Origin of the sequence: Hyphococcus sp. (assembly GCF_041986965.1) — a bacterium.
GTDB lineage: Bacteria > Pseudomonadota > Alphaproteobacteria > Caulobacterales > Parvularculaceae > Hyphococcus.
In genome coordinates, this window is sequence record NZ_JBHIXB010000003.1 from 124,108 (window position 1) to 145,509 (window position 21,402).

Sequence of the window (21,402 nt, forward strand, 5' to 3'; positions counted from 1 at the left end):
TAAACTTACCAGTATAGTGAACCATGAAGGATTTATTCACAGAATAGGTCTTAACTCCCTGTTATCCATCTACCGCAAGAGCCGGCCTTATGAATGTGTCCCAGTCCGTCAAGCTCGCCGGCATTTTCGTCGCCCTGATTGTCCTCTATTTTCTGGCCCGTGGTCTCTTTGGCGGCGGCGCAAGCGACGCCGCGCCCGAGGCGGCGGCAGCCGATACATTCACAGTCGTGGTGGACACAATTTCTCCGGCCGAGTGGCGTGACGAAATCGTTGTGCGCGGGCGCACCAAGGCTGAGCGCAAGGTCATTCTCCGCGCTGAGACCAGCGGCATTGTCGCGGAAACACCCGCGGCGCTTGGCGCGCAAGTTTCCGAGGGCGATATTTTGTGCCGGCTTAATGTAGATGCACGCAAGGCCCAGCTCGCCGAAGCGCGGGCCGCTTACGCCAAGGCGGATCTCGATTACAAGGCCGCAACGAAGCTGAGCGAAGGCGGATACCGTTCTGAAACCGCTGTCGCCAGCGTGAAAGCCGCGCGGGACCAGGCCGCTGCTGCGCTTGAGCGCGCGCGCGTCGAACTCGACAAAACCGATATCAAGGCGCCGTTTGACGGCGTCTATGACGAGCGGCACGCCGAAATCGGCGCGTTTTTGAATGTTGGCGATCCCTGCGCCACAATTATCAAACGCTCGCCCTTTCTTGTTGTCGGCGCCGTCTCCGAACGCGACGTCGCCAAGGTGCATCAGGGCGACAGAGGCCGCGCCCGTCTCGCCACTGGTGAAACCATTGAAGGCGTTGTGCGGTTTGTTTCGTCGAGCGCCGACCCTGCGACCCGGACTTTCGACATAGAGCTTGAAGTGCCGAACGAGGACGGCGCGCTTCGTGACGGCGTCACCGCTGAATTCACCATCTTCGCCGAAGAAACGAGCGCGCATCGCGTCCCCCGCGCTGCGCTTGTCCTCAATGATGACGGCGAGATTGGCCTGCGCAGCCTCGACAAGGACAATATTGTCGTTTTCACTCCTGTACGGCCGATCGGCGAAACGCCTTCAGGCTTTTGGGTCGCGGGCGTAGAAGGTGATATCCGTCTGATTGTCACCGGCCAGGAATATGTCACGGCCGGGCAAAAAGTTGACGCCGTGACAGCGGACGAGGCGGGCGCATGACCGGCATCATCGACGCCGCATTTTCGCGCACACGCGTCGTCATGACGGCGCTCGTCGTCATGGTGTTTTTTGGCCTGCTTGCCTATCGCACCATCCCGCGCGAAGCCGACCCTGACGTGCCCGCGCCGTTTGTCGGCGTCACCATTCCGCTTCCGGGCATTTCGCCGGAAGACGGCGAACGACTTCTTGTACGCCCTGCAGAGCTTGAACTTCAAAATGTCGAAGGGCTCAAACAGATTGACGCGTTCGCCTATGACAGCGCCGCCCAGTTTATTCTAGAATTTCAGGCGACGGTCGACATCGATCAGGCGGTGCTTGACGTGCGCGAGGCGATGGACCGCGCCAAATCCGAGTTTCCCGACGAAGCGGAAGAGCCGATCGTTCAGGAGTTCAACGCCCAGACACTGTTCCCGATCCTGACAACGATCATTTATGGAGACGCCCCGGAACGGGCGCTGTTACAGGTTGCCCAACGTCTTGAAGACAGGCTCGAAAGCCTTTCCGGCGTGCTGGAAGCGCGCCTGACGGGCTCACGCGAAGAGTTGCTCGAGATCATCGTCGATCCTGAAACGCTTGAATCCTACGGCCTCACAGAGCTTGAAGTCATCAATGCGGTGACGGCCAACAACCAGCTTGTCACCGCCGGGTCCGTCGATCTTGGCGACGGCCGTTTCACGGTGAAAGCGCCGGGGCTGGTGCGCAACGCCGCCGACCTCGCCTCGACGCCAGTGCGCGTCAACGGCGACAATGTCGTGACCATTGGCGATATCGCCTCCGTTCGACGCACCTTCAAGGACCGTGACGGCTATGCGATCTTCAACGGCGACCTCGCCATCGGCGTGGAAATTTCAAAGCGTTCCGGCTTTAACATCGTCGAGACGATTGAAGAAGCCCGCCACGCCATTGAAGAAGAATCAAAGACCTGGCCCGCCACCATCAGATATGAGTTTACCAGCGACCAATCGGTTTTCGTCAAAGACAGTCTTGAAAATCTGACTTCTTCCGTGATGACGGCGATCCTTCTCGTCATGATCGTGGTCGTCGCCGCCCTGGGGCTCCGATCGGCGTTGATGGTTGGGATCGCCATCCCTTCGACGTTCCTGATGGGATTCCTCCTGCTTGCGTCTTTTGGATACACGCTGAACATGATGGTGATGTTCGGCCTCCTTCTCGCCGTGGGGATGCTCGTTGACGGCGCCATCGTCATTGTCGAATACGCCGACCGCCGCATGGCGGAAGGCGCACCGCGACGCGAGGCCTATCTTGAAGCGTCGAAGCGCATGTTCTGGCCGGTGATCACGTCAACAGCGACAACACTCGCCGCCTTCGTGCCATTCCTGTTCTGGAATGACATGGTCGGCGAATTCATGAAGTTTCTTCCGCTGACGATGATTTTTGTCCTGACTTCATCGCTCTTCGTTGCACTCATATTTCTTCCGGTCATCGGCTCACTTTTTGGCATTCCCGAGTGGATGAAGAAGAAACTCCACATAAAAGGGAAGACTGAAAGCCCGGAAAAGAGATACGAAGTTGACGAAATCGATCCGACCAAGCTCGACGGCCCGATCGCGACTTACGCCCGAGTTCTCAAAGAACTTGTCGCGCGGCCTTTGCTTGTCGTAGTGGCTGCGGTAGGCGTCGTTTTCATCTGCATCTCCTCTTTCATAGCAGCCGCGCCGGAAGTGGAATTCTTTATTCGTAACGACGACGATCAGGCCAACATCCTCGTGCTGGCGCGGGGGAACCTTTCGTCAGAACAGAAAATCGACATCGTCAAGGACGTCGCCGCCCGCGTCGAAGATCATCCTGCGATCGGACATATCTACATTCAGACCGGCCCTGAACTCGCTCGCGGCCGGGAAGCGCCTGTCGAAACGATTGGGCAGATCAGCCTGACGCTCGTAGATTACACCAAGCGTGAACATTCCTATATTGTGCTCGATCAGTTGCGCGAACGTGTGCGCAATGTGCCGGGCGTTCATGTAGAAGTGCGCCAGCGCGCCCAAGGCCCTGATGTCGGGAAAGACGCGCAACTAGAAATCTCCTCGCCCGATTTCGAGGCCATGGTCGCCGCCGCAAAGAAAGCGCGCGCGTTCATCGACACCACTGCTATTGTCATCGATGGTCAGGAAGTGCCTACTTATATGGATCAGGAAGACACGCTGCCCCTGCCGGGCATCGAATGGTCTATCGAAATCGATCGTGCGCTCGCGGGCCGCTATGGCCTTTCCGTGCAGCAGGCGGGCGCCGTTCTCCAACTCGTGACCGATGGGCTTCTCGTCGATAAATACCGCCCGCAAGACGCCGACGATGAAGTTGATATTCGCGTGCGTTATCCAGAAAAAAATCGCAATATCTTCGCCCTTGATCAGGTGCGTGTGCAGACGCCGCAAGGGTCAGTGCCGCTGTCGAATTTCGTCGCACGCTTGCCGAAACCGCAGGTTGACCGAATTATCCGCCGCGACGGCGCCCGCATCATCGAAGTGAAAGCGAACGGCAATACGCGCGTCAGCGGCCATGAAGTCAGCCAGGATCGCGCCATCAACCATCTGAAAGAATGGCTCGAAACGGGCGCGCTCGGTCCCGACGTTACGTGGGTGATGCGCGGCGCAGACGAAGAAACGGCGGCGGCGGCGAGTTTCTTCCAGAACGCCATGCTTGCGGCGCTCTTCATGATCGCCATGATCCTGCTGCTGGAATTCAACAGTTTCTATCATGCGGCGCTGACACTCTCCGCCGTGATCCTCTCCGTCTTCGGCGTGCTGTTGTCGATCGCGATTACCGGTCAATATATTTCCGTCATCATGACCGGCACCGGCATCGTCGCGCTGGCCGGTATTGTTGTGAACAACAACATCGTCCTGATCGACACCTATCAGTATCTCCGGCGCAAGGGCCTTTCCGTAGAGGATGCGGTCGTGCGCACCGCGGCGCAGCGCATCCGTCCGGTGCTTCTCACCACCGCGACCACTATTCTCGGGCTGTTGCCGATGGTGTTCGAGATCAATGTGGATTTCGCCGCGGGTACAGTGACCCATGGCTCGACGACGTCGGACTGGTGGGTGCTCTTGTCATCCGCCGTCGTTTACGGCCTCGCCTTTTCCACCGTTCTGACACTGGTTTTGACGCCGGTCATGCTGGCCGCGCCGACAGTGTTGCGCAATCGGGCCCCCGCCGCCGCGGGCTGGTGCAACCGCCGTTTCAATTGGATCAAAACAAGGGTCGGTTTGAAAACGCCCAGCCATGCTCCTGCAACGCCGGTTAAACCAGCGGATCAGGGCTATCCTCACGCAGCGGAATAACTGCGCGGGCTAGTTCGCTTCTTCTTGCGTTTCTTCTGTCTCTGCCTCGGGCACATCAAAAATCTGTCCCGGATAGATAAGGTCGGGATTGCGAATCTGCGCAGCGTTCGCCGCATAGATGATGGTGTATTGAGCGCCCTGCCCATAGGCGCGCCGTGCGATGCGCCAAAGGCTGTTGCCGGGCTGTACGATCACCTTGCCGTCACGCAGCTGAATGTCGTCCATACTGGCTCGCTCAAAAGGCAACTCAATCGCATATTCCGGCCGGCCCGTTTCATCCAGCTGGATCACCAGCAAATTATAAACGCCGGGCGCGATCTGCGCCTCCGGCGCAACGGTCCAGCGACCTTCTTCGTTGGCGGGGACCCGTCCGATCAGCTGGCGATTGATGTAGAGCTCAACAATGCGTCCCGGCGTCGCCCGGCCCGAGAAAATCACGGCGCCGGCGTCGTCATAGTCGATCACATCTAGCGACAATGGGCCCAGGCCTTCCGGTCGCTCACTCGGGTCCTGCAACACTTCCGTGGCGCCGCCCGGCGTCGTGCGCAGAACTAGCGGCAGGTCGCCGTCACGCTCCGGCACATAAATAACGATTGTATCTTCCGACCGAATAACAGTTCCGTCTTCGGTGCGCATGGAGAGGCTGAGCTCCACCGGACCGGCGTCAAGCGGCGTATCCGTTGCAATCACCCAGGAGCCGTCCGGTTCAGCAGGCGCTTTTGCAAGCTCTGCTTCATTGGCGTAGATCGTGACTTCTGAACCGGGTTGGGCGCGCCCGGCAATGACGGCGTACCCAGTACGATCAACACGCACAATGTCAAAGCTCGGCAGCGCAGGCTCCGCAGGCGTTTCTCCGAGCGGCTCATCCGCGTCAGGCGTTTGCTCTTCAACTATTTCATCTGCAGGACTTTCGATAATTTTAAATCGCTCGGCCGCCTTCCAGCCAATGAAACCCACGACGATCAGTAACAGGATTATGATGATGACACGCATGGATGGCTGCTCCTTAACGCTTTCTTCCCGGCTTAAATGGTACTTTACCCATAGGTAAATCGGCGTACAATGCCACCCCAAACCAAGAAACGTGTAAGCTCATGAAATCATTATGTGTTTATTGCGGGTCACGACCCGGTACGGACCCCGCCTTTAAAGAAGCCGCCATCGCCATCGGAAAAGAAGCCGCCAAACGAGGCTGCCGTATTGTCTATGGCGGCGGCAAGCTCGGCCTGATGGGCGCAACCGCCGGCGCAGCGCGCGATGCGGGCGGCCCAGTCTTCGGCGTTATTCCCGATTTTCTTGTCGAACTTGAAGGCGTTCTTGAAGGCGTCGATCACAAAATCGTCACGAACATGCATGAACGCAAGATGATGATGTATGAAGAATCGGACGCTTTCCTCACGCTGCCCGGCGGCATCGGGACCCTGGAAGAGCTTATCGAAGTTCTGTCCTGGGCGCGGCTCGGGCTTCACCGCAAGCCGCTCATCGTTTTGAACATCAATGGCTTCTGGTCGCCGTTGAAAGAACTTCTCGATCACTTCGTCGAAAAAGGTCTCGCCGACTCAGAGCTCGTGAACGACCTGAAATTCGTCGATACTGTTGACGAAGTTTTCGAAGCCGCCGAACGCAGCACGCTTCGCGAGCGGGCGTAGGCCCTAGGCGCGTTTTCCCGACAGACGGGCGCGCGCTTTTTCCGAACCGATCAAGGGAAAGAGCGCCGCCATTTCCGGTCCGCGCTGACGGCCGGTCAGCGCCAGCCGCAAGGGCATGAAAAGATTCTTGCCCTTGGCGCCGGTTTTTTCTTTTACCGCATTGGTGAAAGCGCTCCAGCTTTCCGCGTCAAGATTGTCAGGCACAAGCGCCGCCGCTTCGCTAGCGAAATCAGCATTCTCAATCACGGGATCCACTTCACCGTCAACAACATTCACCCATTCCGCCGCATCAGTAAGGCGGGTGATATTTCCCCTCACCGCTTCCCACAAAGTCTCATTGACGCCCAGCGATTGAAGACGCTCAGCGACTTTTTCATAGTGCGTTTCGTGGAGAATCTTTGCGTTCAGCGCTTCAAGCTCCGCCATGTCGAAACGCGCGGGCGCACGGCCAACACGGTCAAAATCGAAACTTTCAGCGAGCGCCATCAGGTCCGGCTGCGGCAGCACCGGATCAGCGGTGCCGAGCTTTGCAAGGAGGCTCGTGATCGCGGCAGGCTCCAGCCCGTCTTCGCGCATGGCCTCAATCGACAGGGAGCCAAGCCTTTTTGACAAGCCCTGCCCGTCCGCGCCGACCAGCAGCGAATGATGCGCGAAAACCGGCGGCTCTCCGCCGAGCGCCCGAATAATCTCGATCTGTACGCCCGTATTCGTGACATGGTCTTCGCCGCGCATGACATGCGTGATGTTCACATCAATATCATCGACACAGCTCGGCAGCGTATAAAGATACATGCCGTCTTCGCGGATCAGCACCGGGTCGGAAACGCTCGCCGTGTCCACCACGGTTTCGCCGCGTATAAGATCGTCCCACTTCGCCGGCGTTTGCGACAGCTTGAACCGCCAGTGCGGTTTGCGGCCCTCAGCTTCAAAGGCCGCTTTCTGTTCGTCGGTCAGCTCCAACGCCGCGCGGTCATATACTGGCGGCAAAGAGCGGGCGCGCTGGATCTTGCGCTTGCGGTCAAGCTCTTCAGCGGTCTCGTAACAGGGATAAAGAAGCCCCTCGGCAATCAGTTTGTCGCGCGCCGCATCGTAACTGTCGAAGCGCGCAGACTGACTGAAGGTCTCGTCATAATCGAGGCCAAGCCAGGCGAGATCCGCGCGGATGCCATCCTCATAGGCCTTCGTCGACCGCTCAAGGTCCGTGTCGTCGATCCGGAGCACGAAAATTCCGCCGGATTTGCGGGCGAAGAGCCAGTTCCACAGGGCGGCGCGCACATTGCCCACATGGATCTTTCCCGTAGGAGACGGCGCGAAACGGACTTTGACGGTCATGGGGGTCCCAAAAGCTGAAAAAGCGACGCCTTAACCCTTCGCCGCAGCCGGGTCAAACACCCTGTTTCTCCTTGTTTGAGCGGCCTCGAACTTGAAAGCAAGGAGGCGGAACCCGCCGTCAGACCGCATCAGGAGTATCAAGGTGTCCCGCATCAAGACAGTTCTCGCCGCCCTCGCGCTCAGTATCGCAGCGCCCGGCCTCGCCAACGCCGCCACCGTTTCCATACGCGACAACCCGGATAATGGCGGATCGGTGTTCGCCAGCGGCTTCAACCGCTCCATCAGCATCCAGCATGACGGGACCAACCGGAACGTCCAGGCCGGGGTCTTTTCCCTTCAATATGACGAGGGCGATGGCTGGGTCGATTTCTACACTTTTTGCCTGCAGCTGTCGGAGTATCTCTCCCTGCCGCGCGAGCATGAACGCGTCGCGGGAGCGGACTATTTCGCCTCTGGCGACGATCTCAACGCTCTTGGCGTCCTTTACGGCTCGCTGATGACGACGGAGTATGTTTTCAAAAACGCCAACACCGCGGCAGCCGCTCAGTCGATCATCTGGGAGATCACCGAAGACGGCGCCTCCGCTTTTGATCTTGCCGCCGGTGATTTCAAACTGTTCACGGCGGATGTTCTCGCCGAAGCCAATGCGCTTTGGGCGGTGATCATCTCCGGCGACTTCGCCGCCAACGCGATTGACGTCTTCGCCGCGCGCGGCACCCAGGACCTCATCACGTCGAGCGTGCCAATCCCCGGCGCATTGCCGCTCCTCTTTTCCGGGCTTGCAGGGCTTGGCTTCGCCAGCCGCAAACAACGCCACGCCTGATCAAGGCGTATCGTGGGGGAAGAAAAGACCGGGCTTTGCCCGGTCTTTTTATTTTGCGAATTCCGTAAGAAACGCATCCAGGAGCTCGAAAAACTTCGGCTGACAACTTGTCGTCGCATGAATGCGATGCGGCGCGTCTTTGATCATTTCGACTTTGGCGGCGGGATTGGCCGCCGCAAAGCGCGCTTCGTGCTCCGGCGCGAAACCGGCGCCCAGCTTCGGATCGGCCCGCACCAGCATCGCCGGAACTTTAAGCGGCCCATCGCCTTTAAAGCTTTCAAACACCGCTGTTGATTTCGCCGGCGTCCAGCAGTCAGGGTCCTGACGCATAAGCGCCGAGGCGGCGCTGAGAAGATGTCTCGAACTCACATGATCCGCCTGAATGCCCCCTTGCGGCGCCGGCGCTCCGCCCGCGGCCTCTATATACTCGCCAAGCCCCGCGCCCTTTTCCCGCATGGCGACCAGCATTTGCTGAACGGCGTTAAAGCGCTTGTCATTTCCGGACTTCGCAAACGCCGCCGCCTCCCCGAAAAAATAAGGCGGATCCTCCATAAACAACGCCTTCACATACGCGTTCGGCTGTTGCGCGAGAAAAGCTCCCGTCACGGCGCCGAGCGAATGACTAACGATGATTGTCGGACGGCGGATAAAATCAAGCGCAGCGGCTGCGTCCGTTGCATAGTCTTCAACCAGATAGGAATTGGCGCGATCAGAGTGGCCATGGCCGCGAAAATCCAGCGTACAGACCTGAAAGCGGTCTTCGTAGCGGCGAACCGTCTCTTCCCAGGTGTCGCGCGATCCGGCGATGCCATGGAGACATAAAACCGCAGGCGCGCCTTCCGGCCCGTAGACGGAGGCCGCCAGATCGAGGTCGCCGTTTTTAATGGTGAGGTCGGTCACGACATTCTCTGATGCGCATTGCTTGCGCATTGCTTGCGCACCCTACCTTATCATCAACGCCGGTCAAACATTATCGAACCTCTACGACGTTATCACTATTCCTTACATCGCACGCGCACAGCGCTTTCTGCGATCAAGGAATTCGGATCAACCCAAAACACAGATGCGACAATCATCAAAATCTCACAATTCTAAAACAAAAGCGTCATCACACTCTGGTTAATCGCCCCGGGGATCAACTCTCTCAAACAAGGCAGGGGTATGTTTAACAAAATATCAGTCACCGCACTTGCGATTGCAATCAGCGTGGGCCCACAAGCTTATGCGCAAACCACCGACACAGCGTCAGCGCAAAACAACGACACCGTCATCGTGACCGGCACTCGCGTGACCGGGCGCACTGCATTCGACAGTCTGGCGCCGGTCGATGTTATTTCCGATGAGGCGCTCAATCTCACGGCTTCCGATGAAATCATGGATTCGCTTGCGCAGTTGACGCCCTCTTTCAACGTTCAGCGCCTTCCGCTGAATGACGGGCTGATTTTTGTTCGCCCGGCGCGCCTGCGCAATCTCTCGCCCGATCACACACTCGTGCTGGTCAACGGCAAGCGCCGTCACCGCACCGCCCTTCTGGGCTCCAATGGCGCGCAGTCGCCGGATCTGGCGCAAATCCCGTCTTTCGCCGTGAAACGCATCGAAGTTCTGCGCGACGGCGCCTCGGCTCAATATGGGTCGGACGCCATCGCTGGTGTCATCAACATTATTCTCGACGACGAGCCGGGCCTTAGCGCCTTCGGTCAGTATGGTCAGTATTATGAAAATGACGGCGATCAGTATCGCGCCGGCATTCAGGGCGGACTTGCCGGCGATTTCGGCTTTGTGAACGCTACGTTTGAATATTCGGACTCCGCGCGCACATCACGCACGCGCCAGCGCCAGGATGCTATCGACTTTCAGGCCGCCAATCCCGATATAGACGTGCCCAACCCGGTGCAGAACTGGGGCCAGCCCGAGCGCACTTCCTATCGGTTCGCGCTCAACAGCGCCCTCGACGCCGGTTTCACCGAACTCTACGCCTTCGGAACCTATGGCTGGGGCACGGGCGTGTCGGACTTCAACTGGCGCAACCCGGCGACCACGAGCGCTTATAATCCAAGCGCCGCCTTCCCCGGTTTCGATCTCAACGACATCTTCCCGGCAGGCTTCTCCCCGCAATTCGGACAGGACGATGAAGACTATTCGATCAATGGCGGATTGCGCAGCAACGGCGAAGACCCGCTCACCTATGATGTGAGCGCCAGCTATGGCCGCAACGAAATCGACTACTTTATCTACGACACAATCAACGCCTCGCTCGGACCGGACAGCCCGACATCCTTCGATCCGGGCAATCTCGTCCAGAGCGAATTCAACATCAATGTCGACTTCGGCTATGAATGGGATTCCGGTTTTTTTGCAGGGCCTGTCAACATCGCCTGGGGCGGCGAACGGCGTGAAGAAACATATGAGATTGTTGCGGGCGATCTCGCCTCCTACGCGATCGGCGCGGGCGCCGCAGACGGGCTTCCCTCCGGCTCTAACGGCTTTCCCGGTTATAGCGACGCGCAGGCCGGCGAATTCGACCAGACGAGCTATGCGGGCTATGTCGATGTTGAAATCCCGCTAACGGATATCTGGACCATCGGTCTTGCAGGCCGCTACGAGGATTACAGCGAATATGGCGACTCGCTGGATGGCAAGATCTCGACCCGTCTTGAAGTAACGCCGAACTTCGCGTTGCGCGCCACGGCCTCAACCGGCTTCCGGGCGCCGACGCCGGGCCAGCTGTTCAGTGAACGAACATCACAAGGTCTCGACACGGTGACCCTCAACATCTTCACCGCTGGCCGCTTCAGCCCGCAAGGCCCTGTCGCGGACGTCATCAATGCTCGCGCAGACGCGGATATCCGTCCGCTTGAAGCCGAGGAATCTGAGAATTACACCGCCGGCATGACCTTTCGTCAGGGCGGCCTGACGGCGACGGTGGACTTCTATCAGATCAATATCTCCAATCGCTTCGGGTCGTCCCAGACCTTTAACCCGACGCCGGAAGAACAGGCCCAATTCGTTGCGCTTGGCGTGCCGGGCGGCGAAGGCATCACCCGCGTCAACTTCTTCCAGAACGATTTCGACACCCGCACCCGCGGCGTCGATGTCGTTACAACCTACGCCATGGAGGCGGGCCCGGGCGACCTCACCCTCACCGGCGCCTATAATTACAATGTCACCAAAGTCACCGGCGGCGACCTCGCGCTTAACGAGACCAGCCGTATTCGTTTCGAGGAAAACCTGCCGAACCATACGGCGACAGCGTCGGCAAACTACGCAGTGGGCGCATTCGAGCTTCTTGGCAGGGTGCGCTATTATGGCTCGTGGACAGACTTCTCATTCAACGCAATGGGCGACATCTTCCAGGAGTTCGGCGGCGAGATATTTGTGGACCTCGCGGCCACCTATCACCTGACTGATCAGTTCTCCATCCGCGCGGGCGCCGAAAACGTGCTCGACGCTTATCCGGATGAAGCCGAATTTCAGGCGAACCGCGGCCTCATCTATTCGCGCAACGCGCCTTACGACACCGATGGCGGCTTCTACTATGTTCGCTTCGACGTGAAGCTGTGATAGCCTTTCGGCATGAAAGCATCACGACGCACATTATTGAAAGGCGCCGCCGCACTGGCGGCGCCTTCTTTCGCCGGGACCGCTTTCGCGGCTCCTTCCCGTTCTCCGGCTGGAGCGGACGACGAAACCTATTGGCGCGAGGTCGCAAAGGCCTATGACGTCAAGAAAGACATCATCAATCTTGAAAACGGCTATTGGGGCGTCATGGCCCGCCCGGTGGCCGAACGCTATGTCGAAAACCTGAAACGCATCAATCACGACAACTCTTATTACGCCCGCCGCAGCTATGGCGACGACTACAAAACAGTGATTGCGCAGCTGGCGGCGGCCCTTGGCGCGGAAGACGAAGAAATCGCCCTGACACGCGGCGCAACGGAAGCATTGAAAGGCCTCATCGCCGGCTACAATAAGCTGGAGCCGGGCGATGCGGTGATGTACGCCGATCTCGATTATCCGGAAATGATCGCCATGATGGACTGGCGCGCTGCAAAAAGCGAATGCGAGGTCGTGAAAGTTTCGATCCCCGAGCCCTCAACCCATGACGGGCTCATCGCCTTTTACAAAAAAGCGCTCACCGATAATCCATCCGTGAAGCTGTTGCTGCTCACGCATATCAGCAATCGCACGGGTCTCGCGATCCCACTGAAGGAAATCGTCGCCATGGCGCGCGCAAAAGGCGTCGACTGCATCGTCGATGCGGCGCATTCATGGGGCCAAATGGATTTCAGCGCCAATGACATCGGCGCGGATTTTGTCGGCTATAATCTGCATAAATGGATTGGGGCGCCCATTGGCGTCGGCATGATCTATATCCGCAAGGGCCGCCTTGACGACATCAGTCCCGACCCCGGCGCGCCGGCATATGACATGGAGCGCGTCGCCGGCCGCATTCATACGGGTACGATGGATTTCGCGGCGGCGCTGACTCTGCCGGCGGCGTTGAAGTTTCACCATGATGTCGGGCCTGCGCTTAAAGCCGCACGTTTTTCCTATCTGCGCGATCTCTGGGCGGAATCATCGCGCGAGTTGCCGGGCGTTGAAATATTGACGCCCAGCGACCCGCGCCTTCACGCCGGCATCACCTCTTTCCGGCTGGCGCGAAAAACAACGCCGGAAGACAATATCGCCGTCTCGAAACGCCTTTTGGATGAGTTTAATATTTTTACTGTGCATCGCGTCGGCGTCGCGGCTGGCGCCTGCGTACGCGTGACGCCCGCGCTCTATAACACGCCGGATGATGTCATTGCGCTGGCGAAGGCGTTGAAGGTGATGAGCGCCTAACGATCCCGCCAGCCATTGGTGATCGGATAGCGGCGGTCACGGCCGAAATTGACGCTTGCGACTTTCGGGCCCGGCGGCGCCTGACGGCGCTTATACTCGGCCACATAAAGAAGATGTTCGATGCGGCGCACCGTTTTTTCATCATAGCCTTCGGCGACGATGTCGCGCACGCCCATTTCCTTTTCGACCAGCATTTCCAAAATCGGGTCGAGGACATCATAAGGCGGCAGTGAATCTTCGTCTTTCTGGTCTTCGCGCAATTCGGCTGAGGGCGGCTTGGTGATGATCCGCTCGGGGATCACCTCTCCTTCCGGTCCCTTCAATTCCGGCGTGTGATGGGCGTTGCGCCAGCGCGACAGAGCGAAAACCTCCAGCTTGTAGAGATCTTTCAGCGGATTGAAGCCGCCGTTCATATCGCCATAAAGCGTGGCGTAACCGACCGACATTTCCGACTTGTTGCCGGTGGTCAGCACCATATCGCCGAACTTGTTCGACAGCGCCATGAGAAGAACGCCGCGCAGGCGCGACTGAATATTTTCTTCGGTGACGTCTTTCGGAAGATTGTCAAAGGCGGGCGCGAGCATATTGTCGAAGGCTTCAACGCCCGGCTCAATCCCGATAGAGCGATAGGTGACGCCAAGCGCCTTGGCGCAGGCTTCAGCGTCTTCAAGACTTTCCTGCGACGTATAGCGCGACGGCATCATCACACAGTGAACGGCGTCGGGCCCGAGGGCGTCGACCGCAATCGCCGCCGTCAGCGCCGAGTCGACGCCGCCCGAAAGCCCGATGACAACGCCTTTGAACCGGTTCTTCACCACATAGTCATGAACAGCGAGCGTCACGGCGCGATAGATCATCTCCTCGCCGCCAACCCATTTCGCTTCCGGCCCTTCGACACACGCCCAACCCGCGGCGTCTTTTTTCCAGCGGGTGATCGCGACCATTTCGTCAAACTGGGGCGCGCGATATTGAACGACGCCCGCCGAATCCATCACGAAGGCGGCGCCCTCAAACAGGACTTCATCCTGTCCTGCGAGCTGGTTCACAAAAATCAGCGGTCTGTCCGTTGACGTTACGCGCGCGCGCGCCGCCATGGTGCGTTCTTCCAATGCGGTTTTGCGGAAGGGAGACCCGTGCGGCACGATGAAAAGTTCTGCGCCTTCCGCCGCAAGGTGTTCGCCGGCGCCGGGCAGCCACATGTCCTCGCAGATCATCAAGCCGAGCTTGACGCCCTTGAACTCCGTCGGATCGGGATAATGCGCGCCTGGCGTAAAGCGGCGCGGCTCATCAAAAACGCCATAATTCGGCAGCCGCACCTTGTCCCGGCGCGCGGCTATTTTTCCGCCGGCCAGAAGAAATCCGGCGTTATAAAGCGCGTCGCCTTCTTTCCAGGGAGATCCGACGATGATCGCAGGCCCGCCATCGCCCGTCTCTTTCGCAAGCCGCTCCACCGCCTCCATGCAATGGCGCTGATAAGACGGTTTTTGAACCAGATCTTCGGGCGGATAGCCGGACACAACCAACTCACAGAAAACCGCGAGATCCGCACCCTTCTCCGCCGCCTCGGCGCGCGCTTTCAAGATGCGCTGCACATTGCCGTCGATATCGCCCACATGAGGCGCGATCTGACAAATGGCGATAGAAAGCGTATCGGTCATGGGGTCCTATTTATGCTCTTTTTGAGCACATGTGAAGCGCCTATTCTGTCGCTTCTTCAATAGCGTGCATAGCCGCATCGGAAAGACCGAAATGATGGCCGATTTCATGGACCAGCACATGGACAATCAAATCTTCAAGACGGAGGCCCGGCGTTTCGCGCCATTCCGCCAGAATCGAGCGGCGATAAAGGTGAACATGGTTAGGCGCCGCCTCCTCAGCCGCCGCCAGCTCAACGCCCTCAAACAGCCCCGAAAGCTCCAGCGGGTCGCCGATCCCCATCTCGTCCAACAGCTCTCGCTCGGCCTCTTCCGCAACGTGGATCACCACATTTCCGCATAGCGAACGAAACTCTTCCGGCAGTCCGGTATAGGCGGCGCGAACGAGTTTATCGAATGCATCGAGATCAGGCGCCTCACGAGTGGAGCCGTTCACCGCGCCGCCTCTCCGACGGCGGCGTCAGGAAAACCGACAGCGTCGTAGATTTCTTTCAGCAACGGCGCCACTTCCGGCATGGCGGGACGGCCGCGAGTCATGCCGGTGCGAACGACGACCATCCGCTTGTCGGGAATGATGAAAACATACTGGCCCTCATGACCAGCGAAGAAAAACATCTCTTCCGGCACGCCGGGAAAGAAGCGTTCCCTCCCGGCCTCGCCGTCTCTGTTCAGCCAGAACTGCGCGCCATACTGACCATCTGACGCGCCTGCCGGCGTTTTGACATAGTCCATCCAGTCTTCGGGCAAAAGGCGTTCGCCATTCCAGACGCCGTCCTGAAGATAAAGCTGACCAAGGCGCGCCCAGTCCCGCGCCGTCGCATACACAAAAGACGAGCCAATGACGGAGCCCGATGTATCAGGCTCCAGCGTCACCGTTGCGGCGCCGATGGGTTCAAAAATAGCCTCTTGCGCAAAGGCGAAAAAGTCGGCGCCCTCCTGTTCCAGAACCTGCCGCAATGTGCGTGCAATAAGATTGGTCGTCCCGCTCGAATAATACCAGAACTCGCCGGGCGCGTGCTCAACAGAACTGCGCGCCGCCATACCGCCGGCATCCGCGCGCTCAAACAGCATGCGATTCACATCGGAACGTACTTGATCGTAGTGTTCGCCAAAGGCGAGACCGGACTGCATGTGCAGAAGGTCATTCCACGTAATAAGAGACTTTTGCGCGTCGCCCTCCCATTCGGGAACAGGCGCCGGATCATTGATATCCAAATAGCCATGTTCCACCGCAGCGCCGACCAGTGTCGCCGTGACGCTCTTGGCCATCGACCAGGAAAGGAACGGCGTCGACGCGTCAAATCCGTCCGCATAGCGCTCATCGATAATCTTGCCGTCCACCGCCACAAGCACGCCGCGATGATTGGGCGTATTGTCCTCGAAAGCGCGCGTCAGCGCGTAATCGACGGCGCCATAATCAACGCGCATCAGCGCCTTGCCGGATACCGGCGGCGCTTCCTCCCAAGGGTCGGCGGCGAAGCCTGAGGGCGGCGCAGACAACGGCGCAACCCGGCCGGCATTCGCCAAAGTACAGCCGTAGCCTTCGCGATAAATCGCGCGCGCGGCGCCGAGACCAAACGGGCCTTTCGCACGAACGGTTTTGGCGTTGTCTTTGACGACAACACTCACCTGCTCCATCGCATCCGGCATGCCCTCGAACTCACCGGGAATAACGTCACTGCGCTCACGGCCGGCGACAAAGATTTCAGAACAGGCGATCTTCGCTTTGTAGCCGGCGCCGATGCGCACAAGGCGGTCGGCCTTCACGCCGGCCTGAACAATGACCGCCACAGCGATGGCCGCCGCGCCGATAAGAATCGTATTTCGCATGGACATGAAATATTCCGTGTTGTTTGACGGGGAGCTTACCGGGTCCGGGGCGCTCTGTCAGCGCTGGCGCGCAGAAGACCGTCAAGCCATAAGCGGTTTCGGCAGACGGTTAGGCACGTCCACGGCAAGCTTTAATTGCCTCGCCCATCCCTCGATCAAATCAAGCTCTGCTCTGTAGGCGTCTTCGAGCGAGCTTTCATCGCGAGAGCGTTCTTCGGGCGTATATTCCTGATCCTCGAACTTCGAGTTTTTCGAAAACACCGCCGCCACATTGCCGGCAAGCATGGCGTCCGTGAGATCAAGCTTTAGATGCGCCGCCGCGGCTTTCAACACGGCTTGCGGGTTCTTCAAAAGATCGCGGAAATAAAGGGAACGGACATTCGCGCCGCCGGAAGAAAGAATGCGCGTGAACAGTTCCATCTGATGACGCCAGACCAGCGCGGCGATCTGTAAATCGGTGAAACCAAGAGCCTGACGCTCTGGGATGGAAGCGACGCCTTCCTTGTCGAGGGCGAAAATCGTGTATTGCTTGCGCGTGAACGCCTTGCACGCCTCACCCTTTTTCAAAACCGACAGAAGAAAGCCGCGTAAATCGCCATACAAAAAGATCACAGGCGCGCCGGAAGCAACAATGAGCGGCGCGATATTGTTTGCCGTGTTAGTTGGCTTGATCAGAATGCGCTCACCGGCCTGATGCGGTCTCGCCAGCAGATTAACGGTCGCCGAAACCGTTTTGCGCGCATTTTCAACGCCGGCGCCGTTGGCCATGCGCAAGACATTCGCCGCATCCATGAGCACATTGGGCTCTTTCAGCCCAAGAACGGCGCCGCTTGAGTCAAGCGCCTTGGCCATAAGCGTGGAACAGCAAAAGGCGGTGTGAAATATAAAAGACGGCTGCGGGTTTGAGGGCGCCGCCGAAGCCAGCGCATCGAAAGGCGCCGTTACGGACCCCGTCACCGACTTCTCCATGCGTTGATCGAGAAAAGGTTCGTTTGAAAGCCCTGAACGATCAATCCGGGCGAGCGCAAGAAGACGCCGGTTGGCGTCCAGAGCATGAGGAAACCAGGCGGGATCACGCGCCAGCGCGCCCACATCTTTCGGTGTTGTGTTTGTCGCGGTTGTCATTGCGCTTTTTGTGGACTTAACAGGGCTTTTACGCTAGTGCAAAATCGCTTTTTGGAGCTTGTTGCGAATGAAAAAAATCTATCCCGACGCCCGGGCCGCGCTGGATGGGCTGACCTTTGACGGCATGACAGTCATGTCAGGCGGTTTCGGCCTTTGCGGCATTCCTGAAAATCTGATTGTCGCACTGCGCGATTCCGGGGTTAAAGACATTACTGTGATCTCGAACAACGCCGGCGTCGACGATTTTGGCCTCGGTCTCTTGCTGCAGACGCGCCAGATCAAGAAGATGATCTCTTCTTATGTCGGCGAGAACAAGGAGTTCGAGCGGCAATATCTTTCGAACGAGCTGGAGCTTGAGTTCAACCCGCAAGGCACCCTCGCAGAACGCTGCCGCGCAGGCGGCGCGGGCATCCCCGGCTTTTACACCAAGACCGGCGTCGGCACGCTGATCGCCGAAGGCAAGGAGCACAAAGAGTTCAACGGCGAGACCTATATTATGGAAACCGGGCTCGTTGCAGATCTTTCCATCGTCAAGGCGTGGAAAGCAGATGAGCAAGGCAATCTCGTCTTCCGCAAGACCGCGCGTAACTTCAACCCGATGATGGCGACAGCCGGCAAAGTCACCGTCGCCGAAGTTGAGGAAATTGTCCCGCTCGGCAGCCTCGATCCCGATTGCATTCACACTCCGGGCGTTTATGTGCAACGCCTCATCAAGGGCGATCATGAAAAACGCGTCGAACAACGCACTGTCCGTCAACGGGAGACTGCATAATGGCGTGGGATAGAAACCAGATGGCCGAACGCGCGGCCAAAGAACTGGAAGACGGTTTTTACGTCAATCTCGGCATCGGCATTCCGACCCTCGTAGCGAATTACATTCCGGACGGCGTCGACGTCACCTTGCAGTCGGAAAACGGCATGCTCGGCATGGGGCCTTTCCCTTATGACGATGAAGTCGACCCCGATCTCATCAACGCCGGCAAACAGACGATCACCGAACTGCGCCGCACCTCTTATTTTTCATCGGCGGATTCTTTCGCCATGATCCGCGGCGGACATATCGACCTGTCCATTCTCGGCGCCATGGAAGTTTCCGAAAAAGGCGACCTCGCCAACTGGATGATTCCCGGCAAGATGGTGAAAGGCATGGGCGGCGCCATGGACCTTGTTGCCGGCGTCAAACGCGTGGTTGTGGTCATGGATCACGCCTCCAAATCAGGTGATCCGAAGCTGTTGCATCAATGCTCCCTGCCGCTTACGGGCCAGCAGGTAGTCGATATGGTGATCACCAATCTCGGCGTTTTCGAGATCGAGCGCGGCAAAGGCATGAAACTGACGGAGCTGGCGCCAGGCGTTACGGTCGATGACGTAAAGGCCCAGACGGAAGCCGACTTCGACGTCGCCGTTTAAAAGGACGCCGCCAGCGGCGTTACATTGCTATCGCCATGCACTTCCTTGTGCACGATGCAACGCAGAAGGTGAGCGAGCGCTTTTTGATCGCCGCTCATCTTCATCCGGGATCTCGCTTCTTCCAGAGAGAGCTCCATCCGGAAGGACTGCATAATTGTCGCCACGTCTGAAATGATCGTCGCCACTGCGGGACCATCGCCGCCTCGCCGGACCGTCATCTGCCCGTTCATATTGTAGATGGTGTACGGAAAATCATCGATCAGGATATGCGCGACATAGTTGTTGTCCGGCTCCGGGCAATACGCCGCAAATATCTCGATCGCTAACGCCACAGAGTCCGGCTGCAGATTATCCGTATAAATACACTCCCGCGCCGGACATGATTCCGGCCGTTCAAAGAAATACATGATCGACCATTTCATCATGGTGCGGATGGAGGGCCGGAGCGCTTCGCCAGTATCAGTGAGGCGGTATCGCCCGCGCGCATCGCCCGTCGAGACCGCTTCAATGAGCCCGGCTTCCTCTAACTCTTTCAGCCGCTTCGACAAAAGATTCGCCCCGATCCCGGGCAACGCGGCCTGCAGATCGCCAAAACGCTGGGGCCCTAAAAACAAGTCCCGGATGATCAGAAGGGTCCAGCGCTCGCCCAAAAGGTCCAGCGCATGGGCCAGAATGCAGTCCTGATTATATGTCCGCGCCATTCGGCGTCCTCCCGGCCCATTTGGGCTGTTTTTTCTCATCCTACTACGAGCGCTATTAATTTGTCGTGCTAGTAACAAAATCGTGCGCTAGGTAGAAAATATATTTGACACTTCATTTTTATATAGTAAAGTCCATATTGTTTTCAATCGGTGAATAAAAATAGCGCCACGCCGAGCGCACTCAAAATGGAGAGACCCAATGCGTATCAATATCTTAGCTGGCCTTGCCCTCGCCGCCGCCGCTGTCGCCGCCCCCGCCCAGGCCGAAGACTGGAGCGGTCACCTGGACGCTTGCGCCGCCGAAGCCGAGGCCCAGGGCCTCGTCGCCGCTGGCGAATACAAGGCGAAATTCCTCACTGGTTCAGGCGGATCCCTGAAACGGATCGCTTTCGAGCTGATCCCTGACGCTGGTGAGACGATCAAAGCCGAATGCAAAGTCAAACGCGGCAATGTCAAGGAACTGACGATCAAGACCTGACCGCCGCGCCTAAATTCCGCTCGGGCCGGGTGTCCCTGTTTCCACCCTGCCCGGCCCGACGCGGGATGAACCCCTGATAATAATCCCTGATAACTGAAGCGCCCTGACTTTGAGGGCGCTTTTTTCTTTTACAAAGACAAGATCAATGATCGTGACCGCCCTCATGTTCGGCGGTCAGCGACTTGTATGCGGCCCGCGTCATGGCCTCACCGGAAATAAATCCCTGTCCCCATTTTTCGTTGAGATCGCGGAGCGGGTTGGCGGCGACAGTTTCGTCTTCGCTCTTGCCCGCGTCGATTTCGGCCCGAATAAGACGGGCCACTTCTTTCAGCATATCAGCGTAATTCTGGAGGTCCGCTTTCGTTGCCAGCGGGCCATGACCGGGAATGACTTTAACCTCGTCATCGACCTTTGACAGCACTTTCTCGTAATAGCCGGCATAGCCGGACAGAACGCCGCCGGATGTAATATCGACAAAGGGATATCCGCCATTGATCATGAGATCGCCCATATGGACGACATTCGCCGTTTTAAAATAAACGACGGCGTCTCCATCCGTATGCGCCGCAGATTGATGCCAGACACGGATGTCCTGGCCGTTCCAGTGGAAAGACATGGCCTCGGAAAAAGTCAGCACAGGAAGCGCGCCTTCGGGCGAAGGCGGGGTTACAGCGCCGTCGGGAAGAATATTCGGCTCCATCATCCGCTTGCGCACATTGTCATGGGCCACGATATGCGAACCAGCCTCGCCGAAGGCTTCATTCCCGCCGGTGTGATCGCCATGATAATGCGTGTTGACGACGAACTCGACGGGCTCCTTCGTCACTTTGCCGATCGCCTTCATGATCTTGTCGCTCAAAGGCGCATACTGATCGTCTATGACGAACGCCCCATCCTCGCCGATCAACAGGCCGATATTCCCGCCGGCCCCTTCCAGCATGTAGATGCCGTCAGCGACTTTCGTGGTTTTGATTTCGACCTGAGCAAAATCACGCTGCGCGTAGGCGGCGCAGATTGATGCGAGCGACAGGACTGAGGACAGGGTGAAGGCGGCGGCGATCCGGTGACCCATGAGATTTGCTCCTCTCACAT

Annotated in this window: 18 protein-coding genes; 9 read left to right on the top strand and 9 right to left on the bottom strand. The window is 58.2% G+C overall.

The features are described 5' to 3' along the window. Positions 1–89: 89 nt before the first annotated feature. Both ACFC5L_RS14290 and ACFC5L_RS14295 read left to right on the top strand, forming a co-directional pair. Positions 90–1,163, top strand: a complete 1,074-nt coding sequence (locus ACFC5L_RS14290; protein ID WP_375203698.1) for an efflux RND transporter periplasmic adaptor subunit — start codon at positions 90–92, stop codon at positions 1,161–1,163. Further along, on the top strand, positions 1,160–4,465 hold the full coding sequence (locus tag ACFC5L_RS14295; protein WP_375203697.1) for an efflux RND transporter permease subunit: 3,306 nt from the start codon (positions 1,160–1,162) through the stop codon (positions 4,463–4,465). The genes ACFC5L_RS14290 and ACFC5L_RS14295 overlap by 4 nt, the downstream gene beginning before the upstream one ends. Positions 4,466–4,474: 9 nt before the next feature. Here the strand turns inward: ACFC5L_RS14295 and ACFC5L_RS14300 are convergent, their stop codons facing one another. Then, a complete protein-coding gene (locus tag ACFC5L_RS14300; RefSeq protein WP_375203696.1) occupies positions 4,475–5,458 on the bottom strand; it encodes a LysM peptidoglycan-binding domain-containing protein in 984 nt (327 codons plus the stop codon). A gap of 101 nt (positions 5,459–5,559) precedes the next feature. On the opposite strand from ACFC5L_RS14300, the gene ACFC5L_RS14305 reads away from it, so the two are divergent. Continuing rightward, positions 5,560–6,114 (top strand): LOG family protein, encoded by a 555-nt coding sequence (locus tag ACFC5L_RS14305; protein WP_375203695.1) that lies wholly within the window; start codon positions 5,560–5,562, stop codon positions 6,112–6,114. A gap of 3 nt (positions 6,115–6,117) precedes the next feature. Here ACFC5L_RS14305 and gltX read toward each other — a convergent pair whose 3' ends face one another. Continuing rightward, positions 6,118–7,446, bottom strand: a complete 1,329-nt coding sequence (gene gltX / locus ACFC5L_RS14310) for a glutamate--tRNA ligase (protein WP_375203694.1) — start codon at positions 7,444–7,446, stop codon at positions 6,118–6,120. A gap of 142 nt (positions 7,447–7,588) precedes the next feature. Between gltX and ACFC5L_RS14315 the strand changes: the two genes are divergently transcribed. Further along, positions 7,589–8,269 (top strand): hypothetical protein, encoded by a 681-nt coding sequence (locus tag ACFC5L_RS14315; protein ID WP_375203693.1) that lies wholly within the window; start codon positions 7,589–7,591, stop codon positions 8,267–8,269. Positions 8,270–8,317: 48 nt separating this feature from the next. Here ACFC5L_RS14315 and ACFC5L_RS14320 read toward each other — a convergent pair whose 3' ends face one another. Next, positions 8,318–9,199, bottom strand: a complete 882-nt coding sequence (locus ACFC5L_RS14320) for an alpha/beta hydrolase (protein WP_375203692.1) — start codon at positions 9,197–9,199, stop codon at positions 8,318–8,320. Positions 9,200–9,430: 231 nt separating this feature from the next. Here ACFC5L_RS14320 and ACFC5L_RS14325 point away from each other — a divergent pair, with 231 nt between their 5' ends. Next, on the top strand, positions 9,431–11,830 hold the full coding sequence (locus ACFC5L_RS14325; RefSeq protein WP_375203691.1) for a TonB-dependent receptor plug domain-containing protein: 2,400 nt from the start codon (positions 9,431–9,433) through the stop codon (positions 11,828–11,830). Between the two features lie 12 nt (positions 11,831–11,842). Continuing rightward, positions 11,843–13,111, top strand: a complete 1,269-nt coding sequence (locus ACFC5L_RS14330; RefSeq protein WP_375203690.1) for an aminotransferase class V-fold PLP-dependent enzyme — start codon at positions 11,843–11,845, stop codon at positions 13,109–13,111. On the opposite strand, the gene ACFC5L_RS14335 is transcribed toward ACFC5L_RS14330, so the two are convergent. The 4 genes from ACFC5L_RS14335 to ACFC5L_RS14350 form a co-directional block, all read right to left on the bottom strand. Then, complete coding sequence (locus ACFC5L_RS14335) at positions 13,108–14,769, bottom strand: NAD+ synthase (RefSeq protein WP_375203689.1); 1,662 nt, start codon at positions 14,767–14,769, stop codon at positions 13,108–13,110. The two genes, ACFC5L_RS14330 and ACFC5L_RS14335, sit on opposite strands and share 4 nt — an antisense overlap. Before the next feature lie 40 nt (positions 14,770–14,809). Continuing rightward, the gene (locus ACFC5L_RS14340) at positions 14,810–15,202 is read right to left on the bottom strand and encodes a metallopeptidase family protein (RefSeq protein ID WP_375203688.1); all 393 of its coding nucleotides are present in this window, start codon (positions 15,200–15,202) and stop codon (positions 14,810–14,812) included. Next, positions 15,199–16,602 carry a serine hydrolase domain-containing protein gene (locus ACFC5L_RS14345; RefSeq protein WP_375203687.1) on the bottom strand — a complete coding sequence of 468 codons (1,404 nt, stop codon included), beginning with the start codon at positions 16,600–16,602 and terminating at the stop codon, positions 15,199–15,201. The genes ACFC5L_RS14340 and ACFC5L_RS14345 overlap by 4 nt, the downstream gene beginning before the upstream one ends. Positions 16,603–16,677: 75 nt before the next feature. Continuing rightward, positions 16,678–17,721 carry a hypothetical protein gene (locus tag ACFC5L_RS14350; protein ID WP_375203686.1) on the bottom strand — a complete coding sequence of 348 codons (1,044 nt, stop codon included), beginning with the start codon at positions 17,719–17,721 and terminating at the stop codon, positions 16,678–16,680. A gap of 67 nt (positions 17,722–17,788) precedes the next feature. On the opposite strand from ACFC5L_RS14350, the gene ACFC5L_RS14355 reads away from it, so the two are divergent. Together ACFC5L_RS14355 and ACFC5L_RS14360 are read left to right on the top strand one after the other, a co-directional pair. Then, on the top strand, positions 17,789–18,493 hold the full coding sequence (locus ACFC5L_RS14355) for a CoA transferase subunit A (protein ID WP_375203685.1): 705 nt from the start codon (positions 17,789–17,791) through the stop codon (positions 18,491–18,493). Continuing rightward, positions 18,493–19,131, top strand: coding sequence for a 3-oxoacid CoA-transferase subunit B (locus tag ACFC5L_RS14360; RefSeq protein ID WP_375203684.1), 639 nt, complete (start codon positions 18,493–18,495; stop codon positions 19,129–19,131). Before ACFC5L_RS14355 ends, ACFC5L_RS14360 begins: the two co-directional genes overlap by 1 nt. Here the strand turns inward: ACFC5L_RS14360 and ACFC5L_RS14365 are convergent. Beyond that, positions 19,128–19,832 carry a winged helix-turn-helix transcriptional regulator gene (locus ACFC5L_RS14365; protein WP_375203683.1) on the bottom strand — a complete coding sequence of 235 codons (705 nt, stop codon included), beginning with the start codon at positions 19,830–19,832 and terminating at the stop codon, positions 19,128–19,130. The two genes, ACFC5L_RS14360 and ACFC5L_RS14365, sit on opposite strands and share 4 nt — an antisense overlap. Before the next feature lie 199 nt (positions 19,833–20,031). Between ACFC5L_RS14365 and ACFC5L_RS14370 the strand changes: the two genes are divergently transcribed. Beyond that, the gene (locus ACFC5L_RS14370; RefSeq protein WP_375203682.1) at positions 20,032–20,310 is read left to right on the top strand and encodes a hypothetical protein; all 279 of its coding nucleotides are present in this window, start codon (positions 20,032–20,034) and stop codon (positions 20,308–20,310) included. Positions 20,311–20,452: 142 nt separating this feature from the next. Here ACFC5L_RS14370 and ACFC5L_RS14375 read toward each other — a convergent pair whose 3' ends face one another. Next, positions 20,453–21,382, bottom strand: a complete 930-nt coding sequence (locus tag ACFC5L_RS14375; RefSeq protein WP_375203681.1) for an MBL fold metallo-hydrolase — start codon at positions 21,380–21,382, stop codon at positions 20,453–20,455. Positions 21,383–21,402 lie beyond the last annotated feature (20 nt).